Consider the following 24,042-nt stretch of genomic DNA (forward strand, 5'->3'; position numbering starts at 1 on the left):
TGTGACAAACTTACGTAGTCACATCTATGCAGTTTCAGTATGCTGACGAGTTATGGTTTTCAAGAGCGGGAGGTCGATTTGATCCCGGATGTATCACACGCGCTGACTTGGTTGGAAGCGCACCCTAAAGCCCTGAAAGGGATCCGTCGCGGTATCGAGCGGGAAACATTGAGAGTGACCGCCGATGGCCAATTAGCCTCGACGGGCCACCCAGAATCACTGGGTGCAGCACTGACACATCAATGGATTACCACTGATTTTGCTGAGGCATTGCTGGAATTCATTACCCCAGTCGATGGTGACATTGACCATCTACTGACGTTTTTACGTGATATCCACCGCTATACCGCACGTAAGCTGGGTGACGAACGCATGTGGCCACTCAGCATGCCTTGCTTTATCGGGGCTGAGCAGGATATTGAACTGGCGAAATATGGCTCTTCTAATATTGGTCGCTTCAAAACACTTTACCGTGAGGGTTTAAAAAACCGCTATGGTGCGTTGATGCAAACCATCTCCGGTGTGCACTATAACTTCTCTTTGCCGCTGGAGTTTTGGCAGGCATGGGCAGGTGTCACCGATGAAAAAAGCGGTAAAGAGGAGATTTCAGCCGGTTATTTCCGCCTGATTCGCAACTACTATCGTTTTGGTTGGGTTATTCCTTACCTGTTTGGGGCTTCTCCGGCGATTTGCTCATCATTCCTACAAGGGCGTGAGACCACATTGCCATTTGAACGCAACGATAAAGGGATGTGCTATTTACCTTATGCCACCTCATTGCGTTTGAGTGATCTGGGGTATACCAATAAATCGCAAAGCAACTTGGGCATTACGTTTAATGACCTGAACACTTATGTTGCCGGGCTGAAGCGCGCGATTAAAACGCCATCAGAAGAGTATGCGGCACTGGGGCTTAAAGACGGCGATCGTCACCTGCAATTGAATACCAATGTGTTGCAGATTGAAAATGAGCTTTATGCACCGATCCGACCTAAACGGGTTACCCGTGCAGGTGAATCACCTTCGGATGCCTTATTGCGTGGCGGCATTGAATATATCGAAGTGCGTTCGCTGGACATTAACCCATTCTCACCCATTGGTGTTGATGCAGTTCAGGCACGTTTCCTCGATCTGTTCCTGATTTGGTGTGTGCTGGCTGACGCGCCTGAAATGAGCAGTGACGAATTGTTGTGTACCCGTAAGAACTGGAATCGGGTCATTTTGGAAGGGCGTAAACCTGGGCAAACGATCGGTATGGGATGTAACGATACCCGTGAGCCGCTGGAAAAGGTCGGCAAAGATCTGTTTGCAGACTTACGCCGCGTTGCAGAAGTATTAGATGGCAAAGAGAGCACGGAGTATCAACAGGTCTGTGACGAACTTGTTGCATCGTTTGATGACCCAAGCCTGACATTCTCTGCGCGTATTTTGCAAGCGATGAAAGAAGGTGGTATTGGTGGTGTCGGTCTTGAATTAGCTGAGCACTACAGGACGATGCTGCAAAGTGAGCCACTGGAATTACTGACAGAAGAGCAGTTGGCCGCAGAGGGCGAAGCGTCATGGCAGCGCCAACGTGAGCTGGAACTCAAAGATAAGCTAAGCTTTGAAGAGTACTTGGTGCTTCACGGCGGGCAGTAAAAAGAAAAGGCCACATAACTTCTGTGGCCAAATTAACATCTCTGGTAAAACAGGGATGATGATAACAAATGCGCGTCTTTCACATATTAAGACGCGCTGGATAGAAAAAAGTTTCACAGGTTGCGAAAAAAGATCGAATAAAAATTACTTTTTTTATGAGGAGGTAACTAAATGCCATTACTGGATAGCTTTACCGTAGATCACACCATTATGAAAGCACCGGCAGTACGTGTTGCTAAGACGATGAAAACCCCTCATGGCGACGAGATAACAGTATTTGATTTACGCTTCTGTGTGCCAAACAAAGAAGTGATGCCAGAGCGCGGAATTCATACGTTAGAACACCTGTTTGCGGGTTTCATGCGTAATCACCTCAATGGTAACGGTGTTGAAATCATCGATATCTCTCCTATGGGGTGCCGTACTGGTTTCTATATGAGTCTGATTGGTACGCCTGATGAGCAACGAGTAGCCGATGCCTGGAAAGCGGCAATGGCCGATGTGCTAAAGGTCACTGATCAACGGAAAATTCCTGAGCTGAATGAATACCAGTGCGGGACTTATCATATGCACTCGTTAGAAGAAGCGCAGGAAATTGCCAAAGGTATCATTGACCGTGGTGTGCGTATCAACCACAACGAAGAACTGGCATTGCCGAAAGAGAAACTGACTGAATTGCATATCTAGCTTTCAGTTTCTATCTGTTTGTTCTTTGATGGATAAATGCAAAAAAGACGCTGAAAAGGCGTCTTTTTTATTTTTACCGATTATCTGCACTGTGCATTTACTTGGATTATGTTTGCTGTGGGCCGTTTATAGCGGCGAGTGATCCTGAGTCGTGATCGGTTTCACTCGTACCCGCTTAATCATATTTTCTTGCACATCCAGCACATCAATCAAATAATTACCAATACGGACTTGAGTTTCTACCTGTGGAATTTCTTCTAGTGTTTCCAGTAGCATGCCATTGATCGTACGGGCATCGATAGGGAGTGACCAATTAAAGGCTTTGTTGAGTTCACGGACGCTGGCACTGCCATCAATCAGAACTGAACCATCACTTTGCGGATTGACCTCTTCGGCGAGTGTAGGGGACATTGAGGTGGTGAAGTCGCCAACGATCTCTTCCAGAATATCTTCAACTGTCACCAACCCTTGAATATCGCCATATTCGTCGACAATTATTCCGACTTTCTCTTTATTCCGCTGGAATTTAACCAACTGCACATTCAGCGGAGTGCCCTCGGGGATAAAGTAAATTTCATCGGCTGCTCGCAGCAGGTTCTCTTTATTGAACTCTTTCTTTTCAGTCATGAGCCGATAGGCTTCCCGCACACGCAGCATGCCAATAGCATCATCTAATGACTGGCGATACAACAGGATACGGCCATGGGGAGAGTGGGTGAGCTGGCGCATGATTGACTTCCAATCATCATTGATATCAATGCCGACCACCTCATTGCGCGGTACCATGATATCGCCGACCGTGACCTTCTCCAGATCCAGCACCGATATCAACATATCTTGATTACGGCGGGAAATTTGTGACTGGGATTCATTCACAATACTGCGTAATTCATCTTTACTGACCGCATCACTCCTGTGCACATTCCCGCGGATGCCACACATGCGCATCAACCCACGAGTGATGGTATTGAGCAACCATACCAGTGGCATCATGATTTTCTGCAAAGGAGCCAGTAATACACTGCTGGGGAACGCAACACGTTCAGGATAAAGGGCCGCGATAGTTTTCGGCATCACTTCAGCAAAAATTAGCACCACAAAGGTAAGCACCCCAGTTGCGATGGCAACCCCAGCATTTCCGTATAAGCGGATACCGACGATAGTCGCCAGTGCTGAAGCCAGAATATTCACCAGATTATTGCCAATCAAGACCAAACTTATTAGTCGGTCAGGGCGACGCAGTAATTTTTCAACCCGGCGAGCAGCGCGATTTCCTTGCTTGGACAAGTGGCGTAGACGATAGCGATTAAGTGTCATCATGCCGGTTTCGGAAGCCGAAAAATAAGCCGAAACCACGACCATGATGACCAGAATAATGATCAGCGTACTAGTTGATACATGATCCAACGCAGTGTTCCTTAATTGCGAAGAAGGCTCTATTCGCTGAATAGGGCCCTATGCGGATGGCTGAGAAAAGACTACGGAACCATGATTTCTTGAACCAGTCGGCTACCAAAATAAGCCAGCGTAAGTAGAAATGCGCCCGCAAAGCTGAACCAAATCACCCTGCGCCCACGCCAGCCTTCATGGTAATGGCCCCACAGTAAAACAATATAGACAAACCAGGCCATGATCGATAACACCGCTTTATGGACATTCTCTTTACTAAATATGTTGTCCATATAGAGCAAACCAGTGCACAGCGTCAGTGTAAGCAATACCACGCCAATCTGAGTGATGTGGAACATTTTGCGCTCAATGCTCATCAACGGCGGCATATCGGCATTAAAAGTGACTTTTTTATTTTTTAGCTGATAATCGAGCCAAGCCAGCTGTAGCGCATAGAGTGCCGCGATGATCAGTGTCGCGTAAGCAAAGAGTGCCAGTCCAATATGGACGAATATTGCAGGGCTGGCTTCCAAATGAGTAATAAATTCACCGGGTAGCAAGCTGGCAAGGGCCAGATTGATCATGGCAAAACTATAGACAATAGGCAGCAGGAACCAGCCACGTCCCTGTGAGGCAACGATAGTCATGATTGAACAGATCATCAGCCCGACAATGGAGCCGATATTCAATAAAGTGAGGTTTTGACCACCGCCAACATCAAATATCTGATGCTTCAACGCAATAGCATGGCACACTAGTGCGATGACGGCAGAAATCAGCGCTAGCCGCCGGTAAGCACTATTTTTCTGTACCAAGCTTGGGACAATCAAGCCCAGGCTGAGCGAATAAGCGATCAAAGCCAAAATGGAGAACACGGGCATAGCGTTATATGAGCATCGGCTAAGTGAATGAGATTGCCAGTATAGCGTTGAGCGCGTCTCGCTCCAACCGTTCTCCGACGAGAGGGCAGAGATCGTTTACGCTTCGTGTTATAATCCCCCCATTGTGTCGCCAGAGCGGCCTGTTTCCACGTTGAGTATGAGACAATGTTTGAGAACTTAACTGATCGATTGTCGCGCACACTGCGCAATATCAGCGGCCGTGGCCGGCTGACCGAAGAAAATATTAAAGAAACGCTGCGTGAAGTGCGCATGGCGTTACTGGAAGCTGACGTTGCTCTGCCGGTTGTTCGTGACTTTATCAACCGGGTAAAAGAGCGCGCTGTCGGGCATGAGGTGAATAAAAGCCTTACGCCAGGGCAGGAATTCGTCAAAATAGTTAAAAATGAACTTATTGCCGCCATGGGCGAGGTCAATAACGAACTGAATCTGGCCGCGCAACCGCCAGCAGTGGTGTTAATGGCGGGTCTGCAAGGTGCGGGTAAAACCACCAGTGTAGCTAAGCTGGGTAAGTTCCTTAAAGAAAAGCATAAGAAAAAAGTGCTGGTGGTGTCTGCCGACGTCTATCGCCCTGCGGCGATCAAACAGCTGGAAACGTTGGCACAACAGGTTAGCATCGATTTCTTCCCGTCTGATGTGCAAGAGAAACCGATTGATATTGTTAATCGTGCTCTGCAACAGGCGAAACTTAAGTTTTATGATGTTCTGATTGTCGATACCGCTGGTCGTTTGCACGTCGACGAAGCGATGATGGATGAGATCAAACAGATTCATGCCGCGATTAATCCGGTTGAAACACTGTTTGTCGTCGATGCCATGACTGGTCAGGATGCTGCGAATACAGCAAAAGCCTTCAACGAAGCACTGCCCCTCACGGGTGTCGTACTGACCAAAGTGGATGGCGATGCTCGCGGCGGTGCTGCGCTGTCTATCCGCCATATCACCGGCAAGCCGATTAAATTCCTTGGTGTCGGTGAGAAAACCGAAGCGCTTGAGCCGTTCCATCCGGATCGCGTGGCGTCACGTATTCTGGGGATGGGCGACGTTCTTTCCCTGATTGAAGACATTGAGAGCAAAGTTGACCGTGCACAGGCGGAAAAACTGGCAACCAAGCTGAAAAAAGGCGATGGCTTCGATCTGAATGATTTCCTCGATCAGCTCAAGCAGATGCGTAACATGGGCGGTATGGCTAGCATGTTAAGTAAAATGCCGGGTGCTGGTCAGTTGCCAGAAAACGTGAAATCGCAGATGGATGACAAGGTGACAGTGCGCATGGAGGCTATCATCAACTCGATGACGCTGAAAGAGCGCGCTAAACCAGAAATCATCAAAGGTTCACGTAAGCGCCGCATTGCTACCGGTTCTGGTGTGCAGGTGCAGGACGTTAACCGCTTGCTTAAGCAGTTCGACGAAATGCAGCGCATGATGAAGAAAATGAAAAATGGTGGGTTGGCCAAGATGATGCGTGGCATGAAAGGTATGATGCCACCGGGTTTCCCAGGCCGCTAAACGTCATCTTACACTGTGGGGGTCGCCAGTGTGAGATGAGTAAAGATTTCCCGCCGAAAATGGCGGTAAACGAAGGAAATTGCACTCATTCAAAAGCTAGCGCACAGGAATCTACGCTTTAGATTGCTTTTTGCGCCAAAATGAGTAAAATTTTCGGGCTTTTTATATTGCAACTGGACCCCGTTCCCCGATGGGGTCCAGTTGTTTTATTAACTAAAGAGGATGTTATGGTAACAATTCGTTTGGCTCGTGGCGGCGCTAAAAAGCGTCCGTTCTATCAAGTAGTAGTGACTGACAGCCGTAATGCTCGTGACGGTCGTTTCATCGAACGTGTAGGCTTCTTTAACCCGATCGCATCTGGTCAGGCTGAAGCTCTGCGTTTAGATCTGGACCGTATCGAACATTGGATCGGCCTGGGTGCTACCGTTTCTGATCGCGTATCTGCGCTGATCAAAGATGCTAAGAAAGCAGCTTAATCTGTCGCGGTGGTGGTTATTATGAGCAAGCAACTCAATCCAGTGGTTCCCGAACAGCCGATTGTTCTCGGTAAAATGGGTTCGACTTACGGCATTCGCGGTTGGCTCAGAGTATTTTCATCCACCGAGAACGCCGAAAGCATTTTCGATTACCAGCCGTGGTTTATCCAGCAGGCCGGTAAGTGGCAGCATGTCGAGTTGGAAGACTGGAAGCGCCACAGTCAGGATCTGATCATCAAAGTTAAAGGTGTTGATGATCGGGATGCCGCGAATTTACTGACTAATTGCGAAATTATCGTAGATTCCAAGCAGCTACCCGCACTGGAAGAGGATGACTACTACTGGAAAGACCTTATGGGCTGTCAGGTAGTAACAACCACGGGTTACGAACTGGGTAAAATCATCGATATGATGGAAACCGGTTCTAACGATGTGATGGTAGTGAAAGCAAACCTGAAAGATGCATTCGGTATGAAGGAGCGGTTGGTCCCGTTTCTTCATGGGCAGGTTATCAAGAATGTCGATCTCACTGCTCAACGTGTTGAGGTAGATTGGGATCCTGGTTTTTGACCTCCGAATTAAACGGCACAAGTGAGTGGAACAAAACAATGTGGATCGGTGTTATTAGCCTGTTTCCAGAGATGTTCCGCGCAATAACCGATTACGGGGTAACTGGCCGGGCAGTAAAAAATGGCCTGCTGAGCGTGCAGTGTTGGAGTCCTCGTGACTTTACCTACGATCGGCATCGTACCGTGGATGATCGCCCATACGGCGGTGGCCCGGGAATGTTGATGATGGTGCAACCGTTAAGGGAAGCCATTCATGCAGCAAAAGCAGCGGCAGGCGAGGGAGCAAAGGTGATTTATCTGTCACCTCAAGGGCGCAAACTGGACCAACAGGGTGTTTGCGAATTGGCAATGAACCCGAAAATGATTCTGGTTTGTGGTCGGTACGAAGGAGTTGATGAGCGCGTAATTAGAACCGAAATTGATGAAGAATGGTCAATTGGTGATTACGTTCTCAGCGGTGGCGAGCTACCAGCAATGACGTTGATCGATTCAGTATCCCGTTTTATTCCGGGTGTGCTGGGTCATCAGGCTTCAGCCGAAGAAGACTCTTTTGCTGATGGGTTGCTGGATTGCCCACACTACACTCGTCCTGAGGTGTTGGAAGGGATGGAGGTTCCGCCAGTATTACTGTCGGGCAACCATGCCGAGATTCGTCGCTGGCGCTTAAAGCAGTCGCTGGGCCGTACCTGGCTTAGAAGACCTGAACTTCTAGAAAGCCTAGCTCTGACTGACGAGCAAATGGTGTTGCTGGCTGAGTTCCAACGGGAACATAAGCCCTGAGCAACAGAACTATGAAAGGAACATTGCACTATGTGCCAATGATCCTGATATATCAGTTTACCTAGGGTAAGAGACTTATTATGAGCAATATTATCAAGCAAATCGAACAAGAGCAGATGAAACAGGACGTACCTGCATTCCGTCCGGGTGATTCCGTGGAAGTTAAGGTATGGGTTGTTGAAGGTTCTAAAAAGCGTCTGCAGGCATTCGAGGGCGTGGTTATCGCTATTCGTAACCGCGGTCTGCATTCTGCGTTCACCGTTCGTAAAATTTCCAACGGCGAAGGTGTTGAGCGTGTATTCCAAACTCACTCCCCAGTAATCGACAGCATTACTGTGAAACGTCGTGGTGCCGTTCGTCAAGCGAAACTGTACTATCTGCGTGAGCGTACTGGTAAGTCTGCTCGTATTAAAGAGCGTCTTAACCGCACTAACTAAGGTATAGCTCAGGCTTCATCCAAAAGTTAATAGTTATAAAGGGGTTAGCCATGTGCTAGCCCCTTTTTTTGTTTCTAATGGCGATAAAGTGGCTACAAAATGGCGACAGAGATTTCAGTGCGGAAAGTCAGTATTGGGAAGAAGGGCAAGATCGGGGGGAACTAGCGTGGCATGTCACCACGCTAAATAGACTTATGAATAATTACAGGCCGTAAACCAAGGTGACTGACGTAGTGGTATCCGTATTTTTTGGCGCACTAGCAGGTGGTTTGGTGTTATACGTCACAACGTAGGCTAAGCGCAGCGCGAAGCTTTTATTGATGGCAACGTTCAACGCAGTTTCTGAGTTCAGCGTAGTTTCTTCGTTTGCTAATGCTGAAACCCCTTCACTGAATACCGTGTTATCTGTTAACTGATATGTATAGTTTGCACCGCCATAAGCCAATGCTTTTGTCGCGCGGCCACCTTCATAAAACTCATCATGGCGAACACCCGGACCAAATTCCACGCGCAGGTTATGTAACGGCGTGGTCATAATCTGGCGACCATAACCCGTGGTTAATACCGAGCGGGAATCAAAACCGTTGTAACGGTCATTCAGCCAACTGGCTTGCCCAAAAAGATAGTTACGATCAGTCAAATTATAACGAGTACGACCACCTAACTGATAACGTTCGGAGGAGCGTTGATCGTTAGCACTGGTATTGCGCGCAGCGCCCCACAAACTGTAAGCAGTATTGGGCTGGAACCAAGTTAACGTTGAGTTAGCGGTCAAAGTTGAGTTGGTCGTATTACCTGACTGGGCGGTATAACCTGCCTCGACGGTACCATCGAAGCTCTTTTTGGCTGTGGCTGGATCATCTAAGGCGGTAAAAACAGTGGCATCAGCAAGAACTGAAAGGCTGACTAGAGATAAAGCGAGTGTGCTGATGTGAAACGGCAACGCCCTGGTATGACGCAAAGAAAACATAATAGGTCCATGGTGAAAAAAAGTGATGTTTGTGATGCGGCCCGCATTGTAGCAGTTGTGATCCAACTTCTTCAGAAGATATTTCAGATTGAATAATTAATTATAATAAGGAGGTTTTAACGATGAGTTCATTCTTAAAAGCTAATGGAAAAGAGGTTTTGTCAGCCGATTAAAATTTTGATGCCCCATAGATAAAGAGACCAGAAATATAAACTGGTCTCTTTGCATGTCATCCGTGGCAGTTTTTTCTGTTATTACATAAAAGTCGTTACCAACAGATAACCGGTGATACAAGAGCAGATAACACCGATAAGCCCCGGAATGATGAAGCTATGGTTAATGATAAACTTACCAATCTTAGTTGTACCGGAACGGTCAAAACCGATACAAGCCAAGTCACTTGGATAGGTCGGCAGAACAAAATAACCATAAGCAGCAGGGAAGAATGCAATCAGCATTTTAGGATCAACACCGAGCTGCAAGCCCATTGGTGCGATGGCCGCCAATGCGGCTGCCTGACTGTTAACCAGCTTGGAAACCAAAAATAGAACAATGGCATATGTCCATGGCTGACTTTTCACGACATCTTCCAATACCAATTTCAAATCACCCATATGGGCTTGGAAGAAGGTGTCACTCATCCAGGCAACACCGAATACTGAGAAGATGGCGACCATGCCAGCTTTGAACACAGCACCGTTAGAGATATCGCTAGGCTTAACTTTACAGCCAATAAGAATAACTGCACCAGCAATCAACATCATCATCTGAATAACCAGATTCATCGATAGCGATTGCATCTTACCTTTAACTTCAAAAGCAGGGCGCAGGTCAGCAAAGGCACCGAGTAATACCACGATGACAATAGCGGCGAAGAATATCCAGGTAGACCAATAGGCTTGTTTCGGAAAAACTTGATTTAATAATGTGTCTGTTGAGCCATAGATAAAGGCGCGTTGTTCTGGATCTTTGATTTTTTCCTGGAAGTCAGGGTCCTTATCTAGATCTTTGCCGCGGCGCAAACTCCACAATGCGGCCATCAGCACCCCAACTAAAGAGGCTGGGACTGAAACTGCCAGAATTTCCAGAATGCTATACGCATGTCCAATTCCGTGATTGGCACCAATAATTGATACCAAGGACACTACCGCTACCGAAACTGGAGATGCAGTAATCGCCATTTGTGATGCGACAGATGCCACGGCCATTGGTCGTTCTGGGCGAATTCCTTTTTTAATCGCAATATCTGAAATAATAGGGAACATGGTATAAACAACATGCCCAGTACCACATAAAAAGGTTAATGACCAGGTAGTAAATGGAGCCAGTAGCGTAATGTGCTGAGGGTGTCGACGTAATAATCGCTCAGCAAATTGCATCATGACATTTAATCCACCGGCAGTTTGTAATACAGACGCACAACCAATTACGGCTAATATTGTCAGCATAACATCAACGGGTGGTTTACCGGGTTCGAGGCCAAAGATAAAGGTCAAAATAAATAAGCCAATGCCACTTATTAACCCCAGCCCCATGCCTCCGTAGCGTGTTCCGGCTAAAAGACATAGAATTATAATTATAAATTGTAGTGTTATCATAATATTACCTTGCTTCCAACATGAATAAAATTAGGTTATGTATTCGCTGGTTTTAAGCAATGAGCATGGGCTCTTACTTGATTTTCTCTATCAGAGCACAGATCGCATTGATTAAAACTTGGCTAATATCAAGGGAGTATTGTTTAGTTATGTAATTAAATAAAACTGAGATCTGTCTCTGTTTTTATATCAGCTCAGACTTTTCTAATTAATTAAAGTGGCATTGAAGGAGGTGAGTAGAATATAAGGATTAGTTGTAAATAAAATGTATTAATATTGTTTTTCAATTGATGAATTAATTAATCCACCGATAGCGTCTATTAACTTGGCTGTTTCTATTTTGGCTATTTGGCTAGGAGAAACTGATTCAGTTAATCCCCAATTTCTCTTTTAGAGGTTTTAAGTAACGGCGACTCACGGGGATATGCTTACCGCTGCGGGTAATAACTTCAGCTGAACCATTATCCATAAGCTGAATTTCCCCTAGCTGCTCGGTATTCACCATATATTGCCGATGGCAGCGGATAAACGGGGTTTTTTCTTCCAACGTTTTGAGTGATAACTGGGTATAGCCAGACTGTATTATCCCGACGACATGCACCCCGCTAAGCTCAGAACTGAGATATTCTACCTCCTCAATTTTCAGCAAAAAAATGCGGTTGTGCCCGGAGCAAGGGATATGTCGCAGCATGGGTTCGGTTATTTTTTGTAAATTATTATTTACACCCGTGCCGCGCCTTAAGCGAATCAGCGTTTTTGCTAACCGTTGATGGTCGAGCGGTTTTAGCAGATAGTCAAAGGCGTGCTCTTCAAAAGCACGGATGGCGTATTCATCGTAAGCCGTGACGAAAACGATATGCGGCATACTTTCTGGGTTCAGCATTGAGGCCAATTCTAGCCCATTAATTCTAGGCATCTGGATGTCGAGAAACACCACATCAGGTTGCAGGCGCTGGATGGCAGGGATGGCTTCTAATGCGTTGCTGCATTCGGCGACGATCTCAATATCTTGTTCTTCACTCAATCTTTCGCGCAAATCTTCGCGCGCGGGTTGTTCATCGTCGACAATGATGACTCTTAACATACAGCCTCCAAAAATTTCCCGCATCTTATCATGGCCTCAAAGGGAGGTTAGGACCATCTGCAGAAACTGCGACTCACCGCAAAAGTCCGACTGAAATGTGCCTGTAAAGTTAGTGGTAATTATTTATTTACACATATGGATTGAAAACTTTACATGGCATGGTATTGTGGAGCCCTCAAACGATAAACACGCTCAAACGACATCCGCTAAACAGACAGGTAAAGAATATGATCATGCAAAAAGATGCGCTCAATAATGTCCATATCAGTGCCGAACAAATACTGATAACCCCGGAAGAACTGAAAAATCAGTTTCCTTTGAGCGACAATGATCAGTATGCGATTGCCAACGCACGCAAAACCATTGCTGATATTGTTCAGGGACGAGATCCACGCCTATTAGTTGTGTGTGGCCCATGTTCGATCCACGATGTGGATGCTGCTCTGGATTATGCGCGTAGTTTGCAAAAACTCTCTGCCGAGTTGAGTGATAGCCTGTATATCGTTATGCGTGTCTATTTTGAAAAACCGAGAACCACCGTCGGCTGGAAGGGCCTTATCAATGATCCCGCAATGGATGGCTCATTCGATGTGGAAGCTGGGTTACATATTGCTCGTCGATTACTGCTCGATTTAGTCGGTATGGGGTTGCCACTGGCAACGGAAGCGCTGGATCCTAACAGCCCGCAATACTTGGGTGACCTGTTCAGTTGGTCCGCCATTGGTGCTCGCACCACAGAATCACAAACTCACCGTGAAATGGCTTCAGGTCTGTCCATGCCGGTCGGATTCAAGAATGGGACTGATGGCAGCCTGGGTACGGCAATTAATGCAATGCGTGCCGCAGCCATGCCACATCGCTTTATGGGGATTAACCAGTCGGGTCAGGTTTGTTTACTGCAAACCCAGGGGAATCCGCATGGTCATGTGATTTTACGTGGCGGTAAAACACCTAACTACAGTGCGCAAGACGTCGCTCAGTGTGAAAAACAGATGCAGGATGCGGGACTCATCCCATCCTTAATGATAGATTGCAGTCATGGTAATTCGAATAAAGACTACCGCCGCCAGGTTGCGGTCGCTGAATCTGTGGTTGAACAGATCAAGGCCGGTAATCGCTCTATTACGGGTGTCATGCTGGAAAGTAACATCCACGAAGGCAATCAATCATCCGAGCAACCCCGCGCCGATATGCGCTACGGTGTTTCAGTGACCGATGCCTGTATTAACTGGGAAAGCACTGAGACTCTGTTACGTAGTATGCACCAGGAATTGAGTTCAGCGCTGGCGGCCCGGACTGTAGAGGAAAAGTAAGTATGGTGGCTGAACTGACCGCTTTGCGCGATCAAATTGATGAAGTCGATAAAGCACTGTTGGATTTGCTGGCTAAACGCCTGCATTTGGTGGCCGAAGTAGGTGAAGTTAAAAGTCGCTATGGTTTGCCCATTTATGTGCCAGACCGTGAGGCGGCAATGCTGGCCTCACGCCGACAAGAAGCCGAGGCTTTAGGTGTACCGCCAGATTTGATTGAAGACGTATTGCGTCGGGTAATGCGAGAATCTTATACCAGCGAAAATGACAAAGGTTTCAAAACCTTGTGTCCGAACTTGCGCCCAGTGGTCATCATTGGTGGGCAGGGGCAGATGGGGCGCTTATTTACCCGGATGCTGAATCTGTCTGGTTATCAGGTGAAGACGCTGGAGCAAGAGGATTGGCCGCAGGCTGAATCTATTCTGGCGGATGCTGGGATGGTGATTGTCAGTGTGCCCATCCATATCACTGAAGAGGTGATTGGCCGGTTGCCTAAATTGCCATCAGATTGCATTTTGTTGGATCTGGCGTCAGTGAAGAATAAGCCACTGCAAGCAATGCTAGCTGCTCATGACGGGCCAGTTGTTGGCCTGCATCCGATGTTTGGCCCTGATGTGGGTAGTCTGGCGAAGCAAGTTGTGGTCTATTGCGATGGTCGCGATCCGCAAGCCTACCAGTGGTTGCTGGAGCAGTTGCAGGTTTGGGGCGCGAGATTGCACCGGACCAGTGCCGTTGAGCATGACCAAAACATGGCATTTATTCAGGCGTTGCGCCACTTTGCGACCTTCGCATATGGTTTGCATCTGGCTGAGGAAAATGTGCAATTAGAGCAGTTGCTGGCACTCTCTTCACCGATTTACCGTCTGGAGTTGGCAATGGTCGGGCGGCTGTTCGCGCAGGACCCACAGCTTTACGCCGACATTATTATGTCTTCAGAGGATAATTTGGCTTTGATTAAGCGTTACTATAAACGTTTCGGCGAGGCGATTACGCTACTGGAGCAGAGTGATAAAAAAGCTTTTGTCCAAAGCTTCCTGAAAGTTGAGCATTGGTTTGGCGATTATGCAGAGCGCTTCTTAGTTGAGAGCCGTTCATTACTGCGTCAGGCCAACGATAACCGCCAGTAATCCATTCGTCCGGCTTGATTAAAAAGTCATCCCAGCAGCATTGGGATGACTTTTTGCATTTTAGCTTGGGTTGACTGGCACCACGTTTTCGCTTGGATAGCAGCCTAATACTTTTAGTGAGCGAGTAATCGGCGTCAGATTTGACAACGCTTTTTGCATCGCTTCGGAACGTAAATTCGCCTGCACATCAATATAGAACATCTCCTCCCACGGATTACCATTAATCGGGCGGGATTCAAGCTTCGTCATGATGATACCCTGGTCCCTCAGCACTAATAGCGCCTCAACCAATGCCCCCGACTGCTGGCCGGTAGCCATAATTAAGGTGGTTTTGGCAGGGATCTGCTCAGAGACATCAATAGCTTTGCGGGCAAGGACAATAAAACGGGTAATGTTTTGCTGCTGATTCGCCAGATTATGTTCCAGTACTTGCAAATTATACAGCGCGCCACCAGCTTCACTCCCCAATGCTGCGGCTGTCGGCGAATTCATTTGCGCGACTTTTTCCATTGCCGCAGCGGTACTTTCGCAATACTCGATTTTCCAATGGGGGAAGCGATTAATAAATTGGCTGCATTGCTGGAAAGGTTGCGGATGGCTGTACACCGTTTCGATTTGATTCAGGTCAGTTTCTGTCGCGACCAGCACACAATGGTCAATTGGGTTGGTGATTTCACCGACAATAGACAAACTGGTGTGTTGCAGCAAATCATACACATCATTAATCGATCCAGAACTGGTGTTCTCTATCGGTAACACGGCGTAATCAGCCTGTCCGGTTTCTACCTGAGTAAAGATATCCTGGAATTTCTGGCAACCACATTCAATCAGCTGCTCAAAATGACGGGCTGCATATTGGCGAGCAGCAAGATGTGAATAGGAACCTTTTGGGCCAAGGAAGGCGATACGGGCAGAGTGCAGCGTGGTTTGATTAAGCTGATGCTGTAACAGCGCCTGCTGCGTCAGTACAGAATCTTCGATAATAAGCTGGAACAGACGCGTGACATAGAATCCATCGAGGTCATACGGCTTAGCCGCTGCAACCAGTGCTTCCAGCAAGTCACGCTCACGTTCTTTATCGCGAATCGGACGATGATGAAGTTGCTTCGCCTTAGCAACATCCACCGCCAATTCCCGCCGCTCTGCCAGTAACGCCAGCAGTTTTAAGTCTAGTGCGCTGATGCGTTCACGTAGCACCAGTAATGGATTATCGGTCATAGGGTCTGCCTTCTTATCATCCTGAATGTTTTATGCATAAAAAAAGCCTCCCGCTGGGAGGCTTTGTTGTTCGTCTTCGCATTCTTTATCACACGACGAAACGCCTCCCAATCAGGGGAAGGTAAAAAAGAATGCGAAGAAAAACACTTTATTGATCATCGTTGCTGGCGACCTGTTTTGGGTCCGGGTAACAAGTAATTAGCCTCTAAACTAACCGCGAGCCTGAATTGCTGTCAATAAAAAACGCGCCCGAAAGCGCGTTAGATCCGAAATGAGATGGATTTACCCGGTTATTGTTCCTGCTCGGATTCTTCTTCCTCTACATCTACTGACTCCAGATTGGTCTCTTTAACACTGCTTGCTGCGCGACGAGCTTCACCTTTGTGTTGAACTTTATTTAATTGACGTTCTAGTTTGGTGATCAGTTCGTTAATTGCAGCATACATATCATCATGTTTGGCACTGGCAACCAAAGGACCCATTGGCGTACTAATTGTTGCATCAGCAACAAATCCTTGCGGATCTTTGGACAGTACAATATGTGGGTTTATCAACTGGGCCTGCCATTTATCCAGTTTGGTGAGACGGTCTTCAACATGCTTGCGAATTGCTGGGGTGATATCCATTTGCTTACTGGTAATGTTGACTGTCATATGACTTACCTCTCTGTCTGCTCCGTCTTGGATAACTTCAGCATACCTCGGTTTTTCGTAAAATGTATGATCAAGATCACTTTTTTTTGTCACTTTTTGCAAAGGTCATGGGAACTGTGATTTAACGTCAGGAATAGGGGCTGAGGGCTTGAATCATTGGTTGCAATGCCGCATTATCGATAAGTTATATTGCCTGTGTATAGTTAAAAGCGGCGTTATCTTTCTGTTTAAAGTGCGGTGTCAGTGCAATTGTCTGAGGTCGCCAAACTTCTGAGTTTTGTCCATAAAAGCCAGAATTGAAAACGGCAGCCTAGGCTGCCGTTTGGTATTTTAGCCGTCCAGATAATATCAGGCTGGGTTCGCCGCAATTATCTTGGCAACTTTGTCTGCCTGAGCATTCAGTTGCAACTGTTTGTAGGCATTTTCCATCAACGGCAACGCATCACGGGTTGCTTGAGTGTCAGGATAATCTCTCAACATTTGCTCAACACGGTTAACTACCGCGACGTAAGCGCCTCGTTTAGTGTAATATTGCGCCACGGCCAGTTCATGCTTGGCCAGACGATCTTTTAGGAACATCAGGCGCTTTTGCGCATCCGTTGCATATTGGCTGTTCGGATAGCTTTGAATCAACTGGCTAAAATCGCGGAATGCGGCCTTAGCATGTTGCGGATCGCGATCTGAACGATCAATCCCGAAGAAGCCTTGCAATGCGCTGTCATCCAGAGCCATGTCAGTCAAACCACGCATATATAATACGTAATCGATGTTAGGATGTGTGGGATTAAGGCGCATAAAGCGATCAATTGAGGCTTGTGCCAACGGCAGATCAGCTGATTTATAATAGGCATAAATCAAATCAAGCTGAACCTGTTGGGAGTAAGGCCCGAAAGGATAGCGGTTATCTAACGCTTCTAGTTGCGTAATGGCTCCCTTAAAGTTACCGTCCTGCAGTTTTTGCTGAGCGGTAGCATAGAGCTCAGAAGGCGGGTTATCGGGAACCACGTCCTTGTTACTGGAGCAACCGGTCAGCACCAGGCTCAACGTGGCGGCAGCCACCAGATATTTCATACGCGTCATGACGTTTTGATTATCCTCGAAGTGTTATTCCGGGAGACTGTCCGTTAAGCTCCCGACAAAGATCTAGATACAATAGCACATTATATTAAACGGCATCGCCGTCAAAACCCAACGTTAACGAACAAGAAGCTGCATATGGCACAACAAGTACAACTCAGCGCAACGGTGGCCGAATCACAACTCGGTCAACGGTTAGATCAGGCTTTGGCCGAATTGTTCCCTGATTATTCAAGATCTCGCATAAAAGAGTGGATTTTGGAAGACAGGGTCACAGTCGACGGTAAAACAATTAACAAGCCTAAAGAAAAAGTGTTGGGTGGTGAGCTCGTCGCAATTGACGCGCAAATTGAGGAAGATGCTCGCTGGGCGCCTCAAGAAATCCCACTGGATATCGTCTACGAAGATAGCGATATTTTGGTTATTAATAAACCCCGCGGTTTGGTGGTACATCCCGGCGCAGGTAATCCGGATGGTACTGTCCTGAATGCGTTGCTCTATTATTACCCAGAAATCGTTGATGTCCCTCGTGCGGGTATCGTACATCGTCTGGATAAAGATACCACTGGCTTGATGGTGGTCGCGAAAACGGTTCCAGCACAAACGCGGTTGGTTGAAGCACTGCAAGCGCGCGAAATCACCCGTGAATATGAAGCGGTAGCTATCGGCAATATGACTGCAGGTGGCCGTGTGGACGAACCGATTTCTCGCCACTCCACCAAACGTACCCATATGGCCGTGCACCCAATGGGCAAACCGGCAACCACTCATTATCGCATTATGGAGCATTTCCGTGCCCATACTCGCCTGCGCCTGCGTTTAGAGACTGGCCGTACGCATCAGATCCGCGTACATATGTCCCATATTAACCATCCGTTGGTGGGTGATCAGCTTTATGGTGGCCGTCCTCGCCCACCAAGAGGAGCATCTGACTCCTTTATCGCTATTTTGCGCGGTTTTGATCGCCAGGCACTGCATGCAACCATGTTGCGTTTGTATCATCCAATCAGTGGCATTCAGATGGAATGGCATGCAGCATTACCAGAAGATATGGTTGAGCTCATCAATGCGCTGAAGGCTGATACCCTGGAATTCAAAGACCAAATGGATTGGTAATGGACAAGCTGATACTCCCCGACTGGCCGATGCCTGCTGGTGTTAAGGCATGTAGCACTACTCGTCATGGTGGTATCAGCGCTTCGCCTTATGATTCATTAAACCTTGGCACCCATGTGGGCGATATCACCACCAATGTGGTCGCCAATCGCCAACGTTTGGTGGAACAGGCGGGCTTGCCGCAAATGCCAGTCTGGCTAGAGCAGGTGCATGGCACTCGTGTCTTGCATCTGGACGGAAAAGCAGTCTCTGATGTGCAGGCCGATGCGGTTTATAGCCGTGTCGCCGGGCAAGTTTGTGCGGTGATGACTGCCGATTGTCTACCCGTGCTATTTTGCTCATTAGCGGGGGATGAAGTTGCTGCTGCCCATGCAGGTTGGCGTGGTCTATGTGCTGGCGTCCTTGAACAGACGCTGGTGCAGTTCAATGCGGCACCCTCGTCTATTATAGCCTGGCTAGGCCCCGCGATTGGTCCACAGCAGTTCGAAGTGGGCGAAGATGTCAAACAGGCGTTTAGCGATATTGATGTTCAATCTGCTGCAGCCTTTATCCCCTCTATCCCCTCCGGCTCCAAATATCTTGCGGATATCTATTCATTAGCTCGCTTGCGGCTACAGGCTGCGGGTATTCATGCTGTTTATGGCGGTGATCATTGTACTGTGAGTGAAAAACAGCAGTTTTTCTCTTATCGGCGCGATGGAATCACCGGACGTATGGCAAGTTTAGTCTGGCTGATATAACCTATTGAATTAGGACGATCCACTGACGCATGACGTATTACTTTAAATATAGTGTCAAAATAACCTTGAAAATTTGAGGGATGACCTCATCTAATCTCCAGTAGCAATTTTGACCAATATTGGAGGTGTTATGCGTCTGGATCGTCTTACCAGTAAATTCCAGCTTGCCCTCGCCGATGCCCAGTCATTAGCACTTGGGCGCGACAATCAATTCATTGAACCAATACATTTGATGAGCGCACTGCTCAATCAGGATGGGGGAACGGTTCGCCCATTGTTGACCTCGGCGGGTATTAATGTCGCCACTTTGCGTAGCGAGATTGAGCAAGCGTTAGGTCGTCTTCCACAAGTTGAGGGCACTGGCGGTGATGTTCAACCATCAAACGAGCTGGTTCGTGTACTCAATCTTTGTGACAAACTAGCGCAAAAACGTGCAGATAAATTTATCTCTTCGGAGCTGTTCGTTCTGGCAGCGCTTGAGGATCGTGGCACCTTAACTGACATGTTAAAGGCTGCGGGTGCAACAACTGACAATATAGATAAGGCAATTGAAAATATGCGTGGTGGTGACAAAGTCGATGACCAAGGGGCTGAAGACCAGCGTCAGGCATTGAAAAAATTCACTATCGACCTGACTGAACGTGCGGAACAAGGCAAGCTCGATCCGGTCATTGGCCGTGATGAGGAGATTCGCCGCACTATTCAGGTGTTACAGCGTCGTACCAAAAACAACCCGGTGCTAATCGGTGAGCCTGGTGTCGGTAAAACAGCCATCGTGGAAGGCCTGGCACAACGTATTGTGAATGGCGAAGTGCCTGAAGGCTTGAAACATAAACGTGTGCTTTCATTAGATATGGGCGCACTGATTGCGGGTGCTAAATACCGTGGTGAGTTTGAAGAGCGACTGAAGGGCGTGCTGAACGATTTATCAAAACAAGAAGGCAGTGTGATCTTGTTCATTGATGAATTGCATACCATGGTTGGTGCCGGGAAAGGCGACGGGGCTATGGATGCCGGTAACATGCTGAAACCGGCGTTAGCGCGCGGTGAATTGCATTGCGTGGGTGCAACAACACTTGATGAGTATCGTCAATATATAGAGAAGGATGCGGCGTTGGAGCGGCGCTTCCAGAAAGTTTATGTTGCCGAGCCAAGCGTAGAAGACACCATCGCCATTTTGCGTGGGTTGAAAGAGCGCTATGAGTTGCATCACCATGTGCAGATCACTGACCCAGCCATTGTTGCTGCGGCAACACTGTCGCACCGCTATATTGCGGATCGCCAGTTACCGGATAAAGCCATCGATCTTATCGATGAAGCAGGTTCCAGCATCCGTATGCAGATGGATTCAAAACCAGAATCCTTAGATCGCTTGGAACGTCGGATTATCCAGTTGAAACTGGAGCAACAGGCGCTGAAGAAAGAGTCTGATGACGCCAGTAAAAAACGGCTGGAGATGCTCAATACCGAATTAGAGCAGAAAGAGCGTGAATATTCTGAGCTGGAAGAGGAGTGGAAAGCTGAAAAAGCCTCACTCACCGGGACTCAGAATATCAAAACTGAACTGGAACAAGCCAAAATCACCTTAGAGCAGGCGCGTCGTGTGGGTGACTTGGCGCAAATGTCAGAACTTCAGTACGGTAAAATTCCTGAGCTGGAAAAACAGCTGGCAGCGGCAACTGCGCTGGAAGGGAAAACCATGAAGCTGCTGCGTAATCGTGTCACTGAGGTAGAGATTGCGGATGTGCTGGCTCGCTGGACCGGTATCCCAGTATCTCGCATGCTGGAAAGTGAACGAGATAAGCTGTTGCGCATGGAACAGGATCTCCATAAGCGAGTGATAGGGCAGGATGAAGCGGTTGAAGCGGTATCCAATGCTATCCGTCGCAGTCGCGCTGGGTTGTCAGATCCGAACCGCCCAATTGGCTCCTTCTTATTCTTAGGGCCAACCGGGGTGGGTAAAACCGAGCTGTGTAAAGCGCTGGCAACGTTCTTGTTCGACAGCGACGATGCCATGGTGCGTATCGATATGTCCGAGTTTATGGAGAAACACTCCGTATCTCGGCTGGTGGGTGCACCTCCGGGCTACGTTGGGTATGAGGAAGGTGGCTATCTGACGGAAGCTGTACGCCGTCGCCCTTATTCTGTGATTCTGCTGGATGAGGTGGAAAAAGCGCATCCGGATGTCTTCAACATACTCTTGCAAGTGTTGGATGATGGGCGCTTGACTGATGGGCAGGGTAGAACGGTCGATTTCCGTAACACAGTCGTCATTATGACCTCTAACTTGGGTTCAGATCTGATTCAGGAGCGTTTCGGCGAAAGAAGCTATGCCGAAATGAAAAATATGGTGATGGAAGTTGTTAGCCATCATTTCCGTCCTGAATTCATTAACCGTATAGATGAGGTCGTGGTCTTCCATCCATTGGGTCGGGCACACTTGGCTTCAATTGCCAGCATCCAACTGGAGCGGTTATACAAACGTCTGGAAGAGCGTGGCTACCAAGTCACTATTACTCAGCCTGCGTTAGAGTTCTTGGGCGAAGCTGGTTTCGACCCTGTCTATGGTGCACGTCCATTGAAACGTGCTATCCAGCAGGAGATCGAGAACCCGCTGTCGCAACAGATACTTTCTGGCAAATTAATACCGGGAGTACCTGTGACTCTGGATGTAGAAAATGGGCATATCGTTGCCAAACAGTAATAGCTAATCCTTGGGGGGCGAGAAATCGCCCCCTTTTTGTTTCCTTTTTCGTCGTATTCGCTGTTTTTGCCGTATTAATGAGCGGTTGAAAAGTTTTTTCAAATTAGGGGTTGCAGCCTGTCAGGAACTCCCTATAATGCGCCTCCACTGACCGGGAACAACGAAACATACTTCGCCGGGTCAGGAAGAGTTAAGTAGGCGGTAACGCCGGTTCTTAAAACGAAAGTTGAAAAGAAAATCTTGACACTTCAGCGGGAAAGCGTATTATCTGCCTCCCGCGTTACCGTAAGATTCGCCGAAAGGCAAACGGGTAACGAACGCTCTTTAACAATTTATCAGACAATCTGTGTGGGCACTCGCAAGACGATATCGAAGCCTGTTTCGACAGGCAGAAATAATATCAAAGTCTTGAAGAGTGACCAAAGCAGTACACATTTGAACTTCGGTTCGAATGCATATTTGCAGAAAGTAATCTTTGAGCATCGCTATGTTAACTCATAGCAAATCAAACAAATCTTAAATTGAAGAGTTTGATCATGGCTCAGATTGAACGCTGGCGGCAGGCCTAACACATGCAAGTCGAGCGGCAGCGGGGAGTAGTTTACTACTCTGCCGGCGAGCGGCGGACGGGTGAGTAATGTCTGGGGATCTGCCTGATGGAGGGGGATAACTACTGGAAACGGTAGCTAATACCGCATGACCTCGCAAGAGCAAAGTGGGGGACCTTCGGGCCTCACGCCATCGGATGAACCCAGATGGGATTAGCTAGTAGGTGAGGTAATGGCTCACCTAGGCGACGATCCCTAGCTGGTCTGAGAGGATGACCAGCCACACTGGAACTGAGACACGGTCCAGACTCCTACGGGAGGCAGCAGTGGGGAATATTGCACAATGGGCGCAAGCCTGATGCAGCCATGCCGCGTGTGTGAAGAAGGCCTTCGGGTTGTAAAGCACTTTCAGCGAGGAGGAAGGCAGTCGTGTTAATAGCACGATTGATTGACGTTACTCGCAGAAGAAGCACCGGCTAACTCCGTGCCAGCAGCCGCGGTAATACGGAGGGTGCAAGCGTTAATCGGAATTACTGGGCGTAAAGCGCACGCAGGCGGTTTGTTAAGTCAGATGTGAAATCCCCGCGCTTAACGTGGGAACTGCATTTGAAACTGGCAAGCTAGAGTCTTGTAGAGGGGGGTAGAATTCCAGGTGTAGCGGTGAAATGCGTAGAGATCTGGAGGAATACCGGTGGCGAAGGCGGCCCCCTGGACAAAGACTGACGCTCAGGTGCGAAAGCGTGGGGAGCAAACAGGATTAGATACCCTGGTAGTCCACGCTGTAAACGATGTCGACTTGGAGGTTGTGCCCTTGAGGCGTGGCTTCCGGAGCTAACGCGTTAAGTCGACCGCCTGGGGAGTACGGCCGCAAGGTTAAAACTCAAATGAATTGACGGGGGCCCGCACAAGCGGTGGAGCATGTGGTTTAATTCGATGCAACGCGAAGAACCTTACCTACTCTTGACATCCACGGAATTTAGCAGAGATGCTTAAGTGCCTTCGGGAACCGTGAGACAGGTGCTGCATGGCTGTCGTCAGCTCGTGTTGTGAAATGTTGGGTTAAGTCCCGCAACGAGCGCAACCCTTATCCTTTGTTGCCAGCACGTAATGGTGGGAACTCAAGGGAGACTGCCGGTGACAAACCGGAGGAAGGTGGGGATGACGTCAAGTCATCATGGCCCTTACGAGTAGGGCTACACACGTGCTACAATGGCAGATACAAAGTGAAGCGAACTCGCGAGAGCAAGCGGACCACATAAAGTCTGTCGTAGTCCGGATTGGAGTCTGCAACTCGACTCCATGAAGTCGGAATCGCTAGTAATCGTAGATCAGAATGCTACGGTGAATACGTTCCCGGGCCTTGTACACACCGCCCGTCACACCATGGGAGTGGGTTGCAAAAGAAGTAGGTAGCTTAACCTTCGGGAGGGCGCTTACCACTTTGTGATTCATGACTGGGGTGAAGTCGTAACAAGGTAACCGTAGGGGAACCTGCGGTTGGATCACCTCCTTA

20 protein-coding genes, 1 rRNA gene and 1 other annotated feature are annotated in these 24,042 nt (G+C 48.1%); of the genes, 13 read left to right on the top strand and 8 right to left on the bottom strand.

What is annotated here, in order from left to right; genetic code table 11:
* Window positions 1–39: 39 nt before the first annotated feature.
* Both gshA and luxS read left to right on the top strand, forming a co-directional pair.
* On the top strand, window positions 40–1,638 hold the full coding sequence (gshA, locus tag ACZ76_RS13390; RefSeq protein WP_172684449.1) for a glutamate--cysteine ligase: 1,599 nt from the start codon (window positions 40–42) through the stop codon (window positions 1,636–1,638).
* 171 nt (window positions 1,639–1,809) lie between these two features.
* A complete protein-coding gene (luxS, locus tag ACZ76_RS13395) occupies window positions 1,810–2,325 on the top strand; it encodes an S-ribosylhomocysteine lyase (RefSeq protein ID WP_004877244.1) in 516 nt (171 codons plus the stop codon).
* A gap of 126 nt (window positions 2,326–2,451) precedes the next feature.
* Here the strand turns inward: luxS and ACZ76_RS13400 are convergent, their stop codons facing one another.
* Window positions 2,452–3,732 carry an HlyC/CorC family transporter gene (locus ACZ76_RS13400; protein ID WP_144413915.1) on the bottom strand — a complete coding sequence of 427 codons (1,281 nt, stop codon included), beginning with the start codon at window positions 3,730–3,732 and terminating at the stop codon, window positions 2,452–2,454.
* A 71-nt stretch (window positions 3,733–3,803) separates the two neighbouring features.
* Complete coding sequence (locus ACZ76_RS13405; protein WP_048619361.1) at window positions 3,804–4,595, bottom strand: cytochrome C assembly family protein; 792 nt, start codon at window positions 4,593–4,595, stop codon at window positions 3,804–3,806.
* Between the two features lie 165 nt (window positions 4,596–4,760).
* Between ACZ76_RS13405 and ffh the strand changes: the two genes are divergently transcribed.
* The 5 genes from ffh (at window position 4,761) to rplS (ending at window position 8,384) form a co-directional block, all read left to right on the top strand.
* The gene (gene ffh / locus ACZ76_RS13410; protein ID WP_004877238.1) at window positions 4,761–6,122 is read left to right on the top strand and encodes a signal recognition particle protein; all 1,362 of its coding nucleotides are present in this window, start codon (window positions 4,761–4,763) and stop codon (window positions 6,120–6,122) included.
* Window positions 6,123–6,349: 227 nt separating this feature from the next.
* A complete protein-coding gene (gene rpsP / locus ACZ76_RS13415; RefSeq protein ID WP_004877236.1) occupies window positions 6,350–6,598 on the top strand; it encodes a 30S ribosomal protein S16 in 249 nt (82 codons plus the stop codon).
* Between the two features lie 21 nt (window positions 6,599–6,619).
* Window positions 6,620–7,168: a ribosome maturation factor RimM gene (gene rimM, locus ACZ76_RS13420; RefSeq protein WP_032815382.1), complete on the top strand. Its 549-nt coding sequence runs from the start codon at window positions 6,620–6,622 to the stop codon at window positions 7,166–7,168.
* 38 nt (window positions 7,169–7,206) lie between these two features.
* Window positions 7,207–7,947, top strand: coding sequence for a tRNA (guanosine(37)-N1)-methyltransferase TrmD (gene trmD, locus ACZ76_RS13425; RefSeq protein ID WP_048619363.1), 741 nt, complete (start codon window positions 7,207–7,209; stop codon window positions 7,945–7,947).
* A gap of 80 nt (window positions 7,948–8,027) precedes the next feature.
* Entirely contained in the window at window positions 8,028–8,384 is a 357-nt protein-coding gene (gene rplS / locus ACZ76_RS13430) for a 50S ribosomal protein L19 (RefSeq protein WP_004393427.1), read from the top strand.
* Window positions 8,385–8,586: 202 nt separating this feature from the next.
* Here rplS and ACZ76_RS13435 read toward each other — a convergent pair whose 3' ends face one another.
* The 3 genes from ACZ76_RS13435 to btsR all read right to left on the bottom strand — a co-directional run bounded on the left by ACZ76_RS13435 (window position 8,587) and on the right by btsR (window position 12,036).
* Window positions 8,587–9,354, bottom strand: a complete 768-nt coding sequence (locus tag ACZ76_RS13435) for a DUF481 domain-containing protein (RefSeq protein WP_048619365.1) — start codon at window positions 9,352–9,354, stop codon at window positions 8,587–8,589.
* Window positions 9,355–9,608: 254 nt separating this feature from the next.
* A complete protein-coding gene (locus ACZ76_RS13440) occupies window positions 9,609–10,952 on the bottom strand; it encodes an anaerobic C4-dicarboxylate transporter (protein WP_032815380.1) in 1,344 nt (447 codons plus the stop codon).
* Between the two features lie 367 nt (window positions 10,953–11,319).
* The gene (btsR, locus tag ACZ76_RS13445) at window positions 11,320–12,036 is read right to left on the bottom strand and encodes a two-component system response regulator BtsR (RefSeq protein ID WP_048619366.1); all 717 of its coding nucleotides are present in this window, start codon (window positions 12,034–12,036) and stop codon (window positions 11,320–11,322) included.
* Between the two features lie 233 nt (window positions 12,037–12,269).
* Between btsR and ACZ76_RS13450 the strand changes: the two genes are divergently transcribed.
* Together ACZ76_RS13450 and tyrA are read left to right on the top strand one after the other, a co-directional pair.
* On the top strand, window positions 12,270–13,349 hold the full coding sequence (locus ACZ76_RS13450; protein WP_048620300.1) for a 3-deoxy-7-phosphoheptulonate synthase: 1,080 nt from the start codon (window positions 12,270–12,272) through the stop codon (window positions 13,347–13,349).
* A gap of 2 nt (window positions 13,350–13,351) precedes the next feature.
* A complete protein-coding gene (gene tyrA, locus ACZ76_RS13455; RefSeq protein WP_048619367.1) occupies window positions 13,352–14,473 on the top strand; it encodes a bifunctional chorismate mutase/prephenate dehydrogenase in 1,122 nt (373 codons plus the stop codon).
* Between the two features lie 60 nt (window positions 14,474–14,533).
* Here the strand turns inward: tyrA and pheA are convergent, their stop codons facing one another.
* The 3 genes from pheA to bamD form a co-directional block, all read right to left on the bottom strand.
* Window positions 14,534–15,691: a bifunctional chorismate mutase/prephenate dehydratase gene (gene pheA / locus ACZ76_RS13460; protein WP_048619369.1), complete on the bottom strand. Its 1,158-nt coding sequence runs from the start codon at window positions 15,689–15,691 to the stop codon at window positions 14,534–14,536.
* Window positions 15,692–15,727: 36 nt separating this feature from the next.
* Window positions 15,728–15,851: a sequence feature (Phe leader region), on the bottom strand.
* 130 nt (window positions 15,852–15,981) lie between these two features.
* Entirely contained in the window at window positions 15,982–16,344 is a 363-nt protein-coding gene (raiA, locus tag ACZ76_RS13465) for a ribosome-associated translation inhibitor RaiA (RefSeq protein WP_048619370.1), read from the bottom strand.
* A 348-nt stretch (window positions 16,345–16,692) separates the two neighbouring features.
* Complete coding sequence (bamD, locus tag ACZ76_RS13470) at window positions 16,693–17,424, bottom strand: outer membrane protein assembly factor BamD (RefSeq protein ID WP_048619372.1); 732 nt, start codon at window positions 17,422–17,424, stop codon at window positions 16,693–16,695.
* Window positions 17,425–17,559: 135 nt separating this feature from the next.
* Between bamD and rluD the strand changes: the two genes are divergently transcribed.
* The 4 genes from rluD to ACZ76_RS13490 all read left to right on the top strand — a co-directional run bounded on the left by rluD (window position 17,560) and on the right by ACZ76_RS13490 (window position 24,042).
* Complete coding sequence (gene rluD, locus ACZ76_RS13475; protein ID WP_004877207.1) at window positions 17,560–18,537, top strand: 23S rRNA pseudouridine(1911/1915/1917) synthase RluD; 978 nt, start codon at window positions 17,560–17,562, stop codon at window positions 18,535–18,537.
* On the top strand, window positions 18,537–19,277 hold the full coding sequence (gene yfiH, locus ACZ76_RS13480; protein WP_048619374.1) for a purine nucleoside phosphorylase YfiH: 741 nt from the start codon (window positions 18,537–18,539) through the stop codon (window positions 19,275–19,277). Before rluD ends, yfiH begins: the two co-directional genes overlap by 1 nt.
* 130 nt (window positions 19,278–19,407) lie before the next feature.
* Window positions 19,408–21,981 (top strand): ATP-dependent chaperone ClpB, encoded by a 2,574-nt coding sequence (clpB, locus tag ACZ76_RS13485; RefSeq protein WP_048619375.1) that lies wholly within the window; start codon window positions 19,408–19,410, stop codon window positions 21,979–21,981.
* 518 nt (window positions 21,982–22,499) lie between these two features.
* A 16S ribosomal RNA gene (locus ACZ76_RS13490) occupies window positions 22,500–24,042 on the top strand.

The organism is Yersinia aleksiciae (assembly GCF_001047675.1).
GTDB classification, from domain to species: domain Bacteria; phylum Pseudomonadota; class Gammaproteobacteria; order Enterobacterales; family Enterobacteriaceae; genus Yersinia; species Yersinia aleksiciae.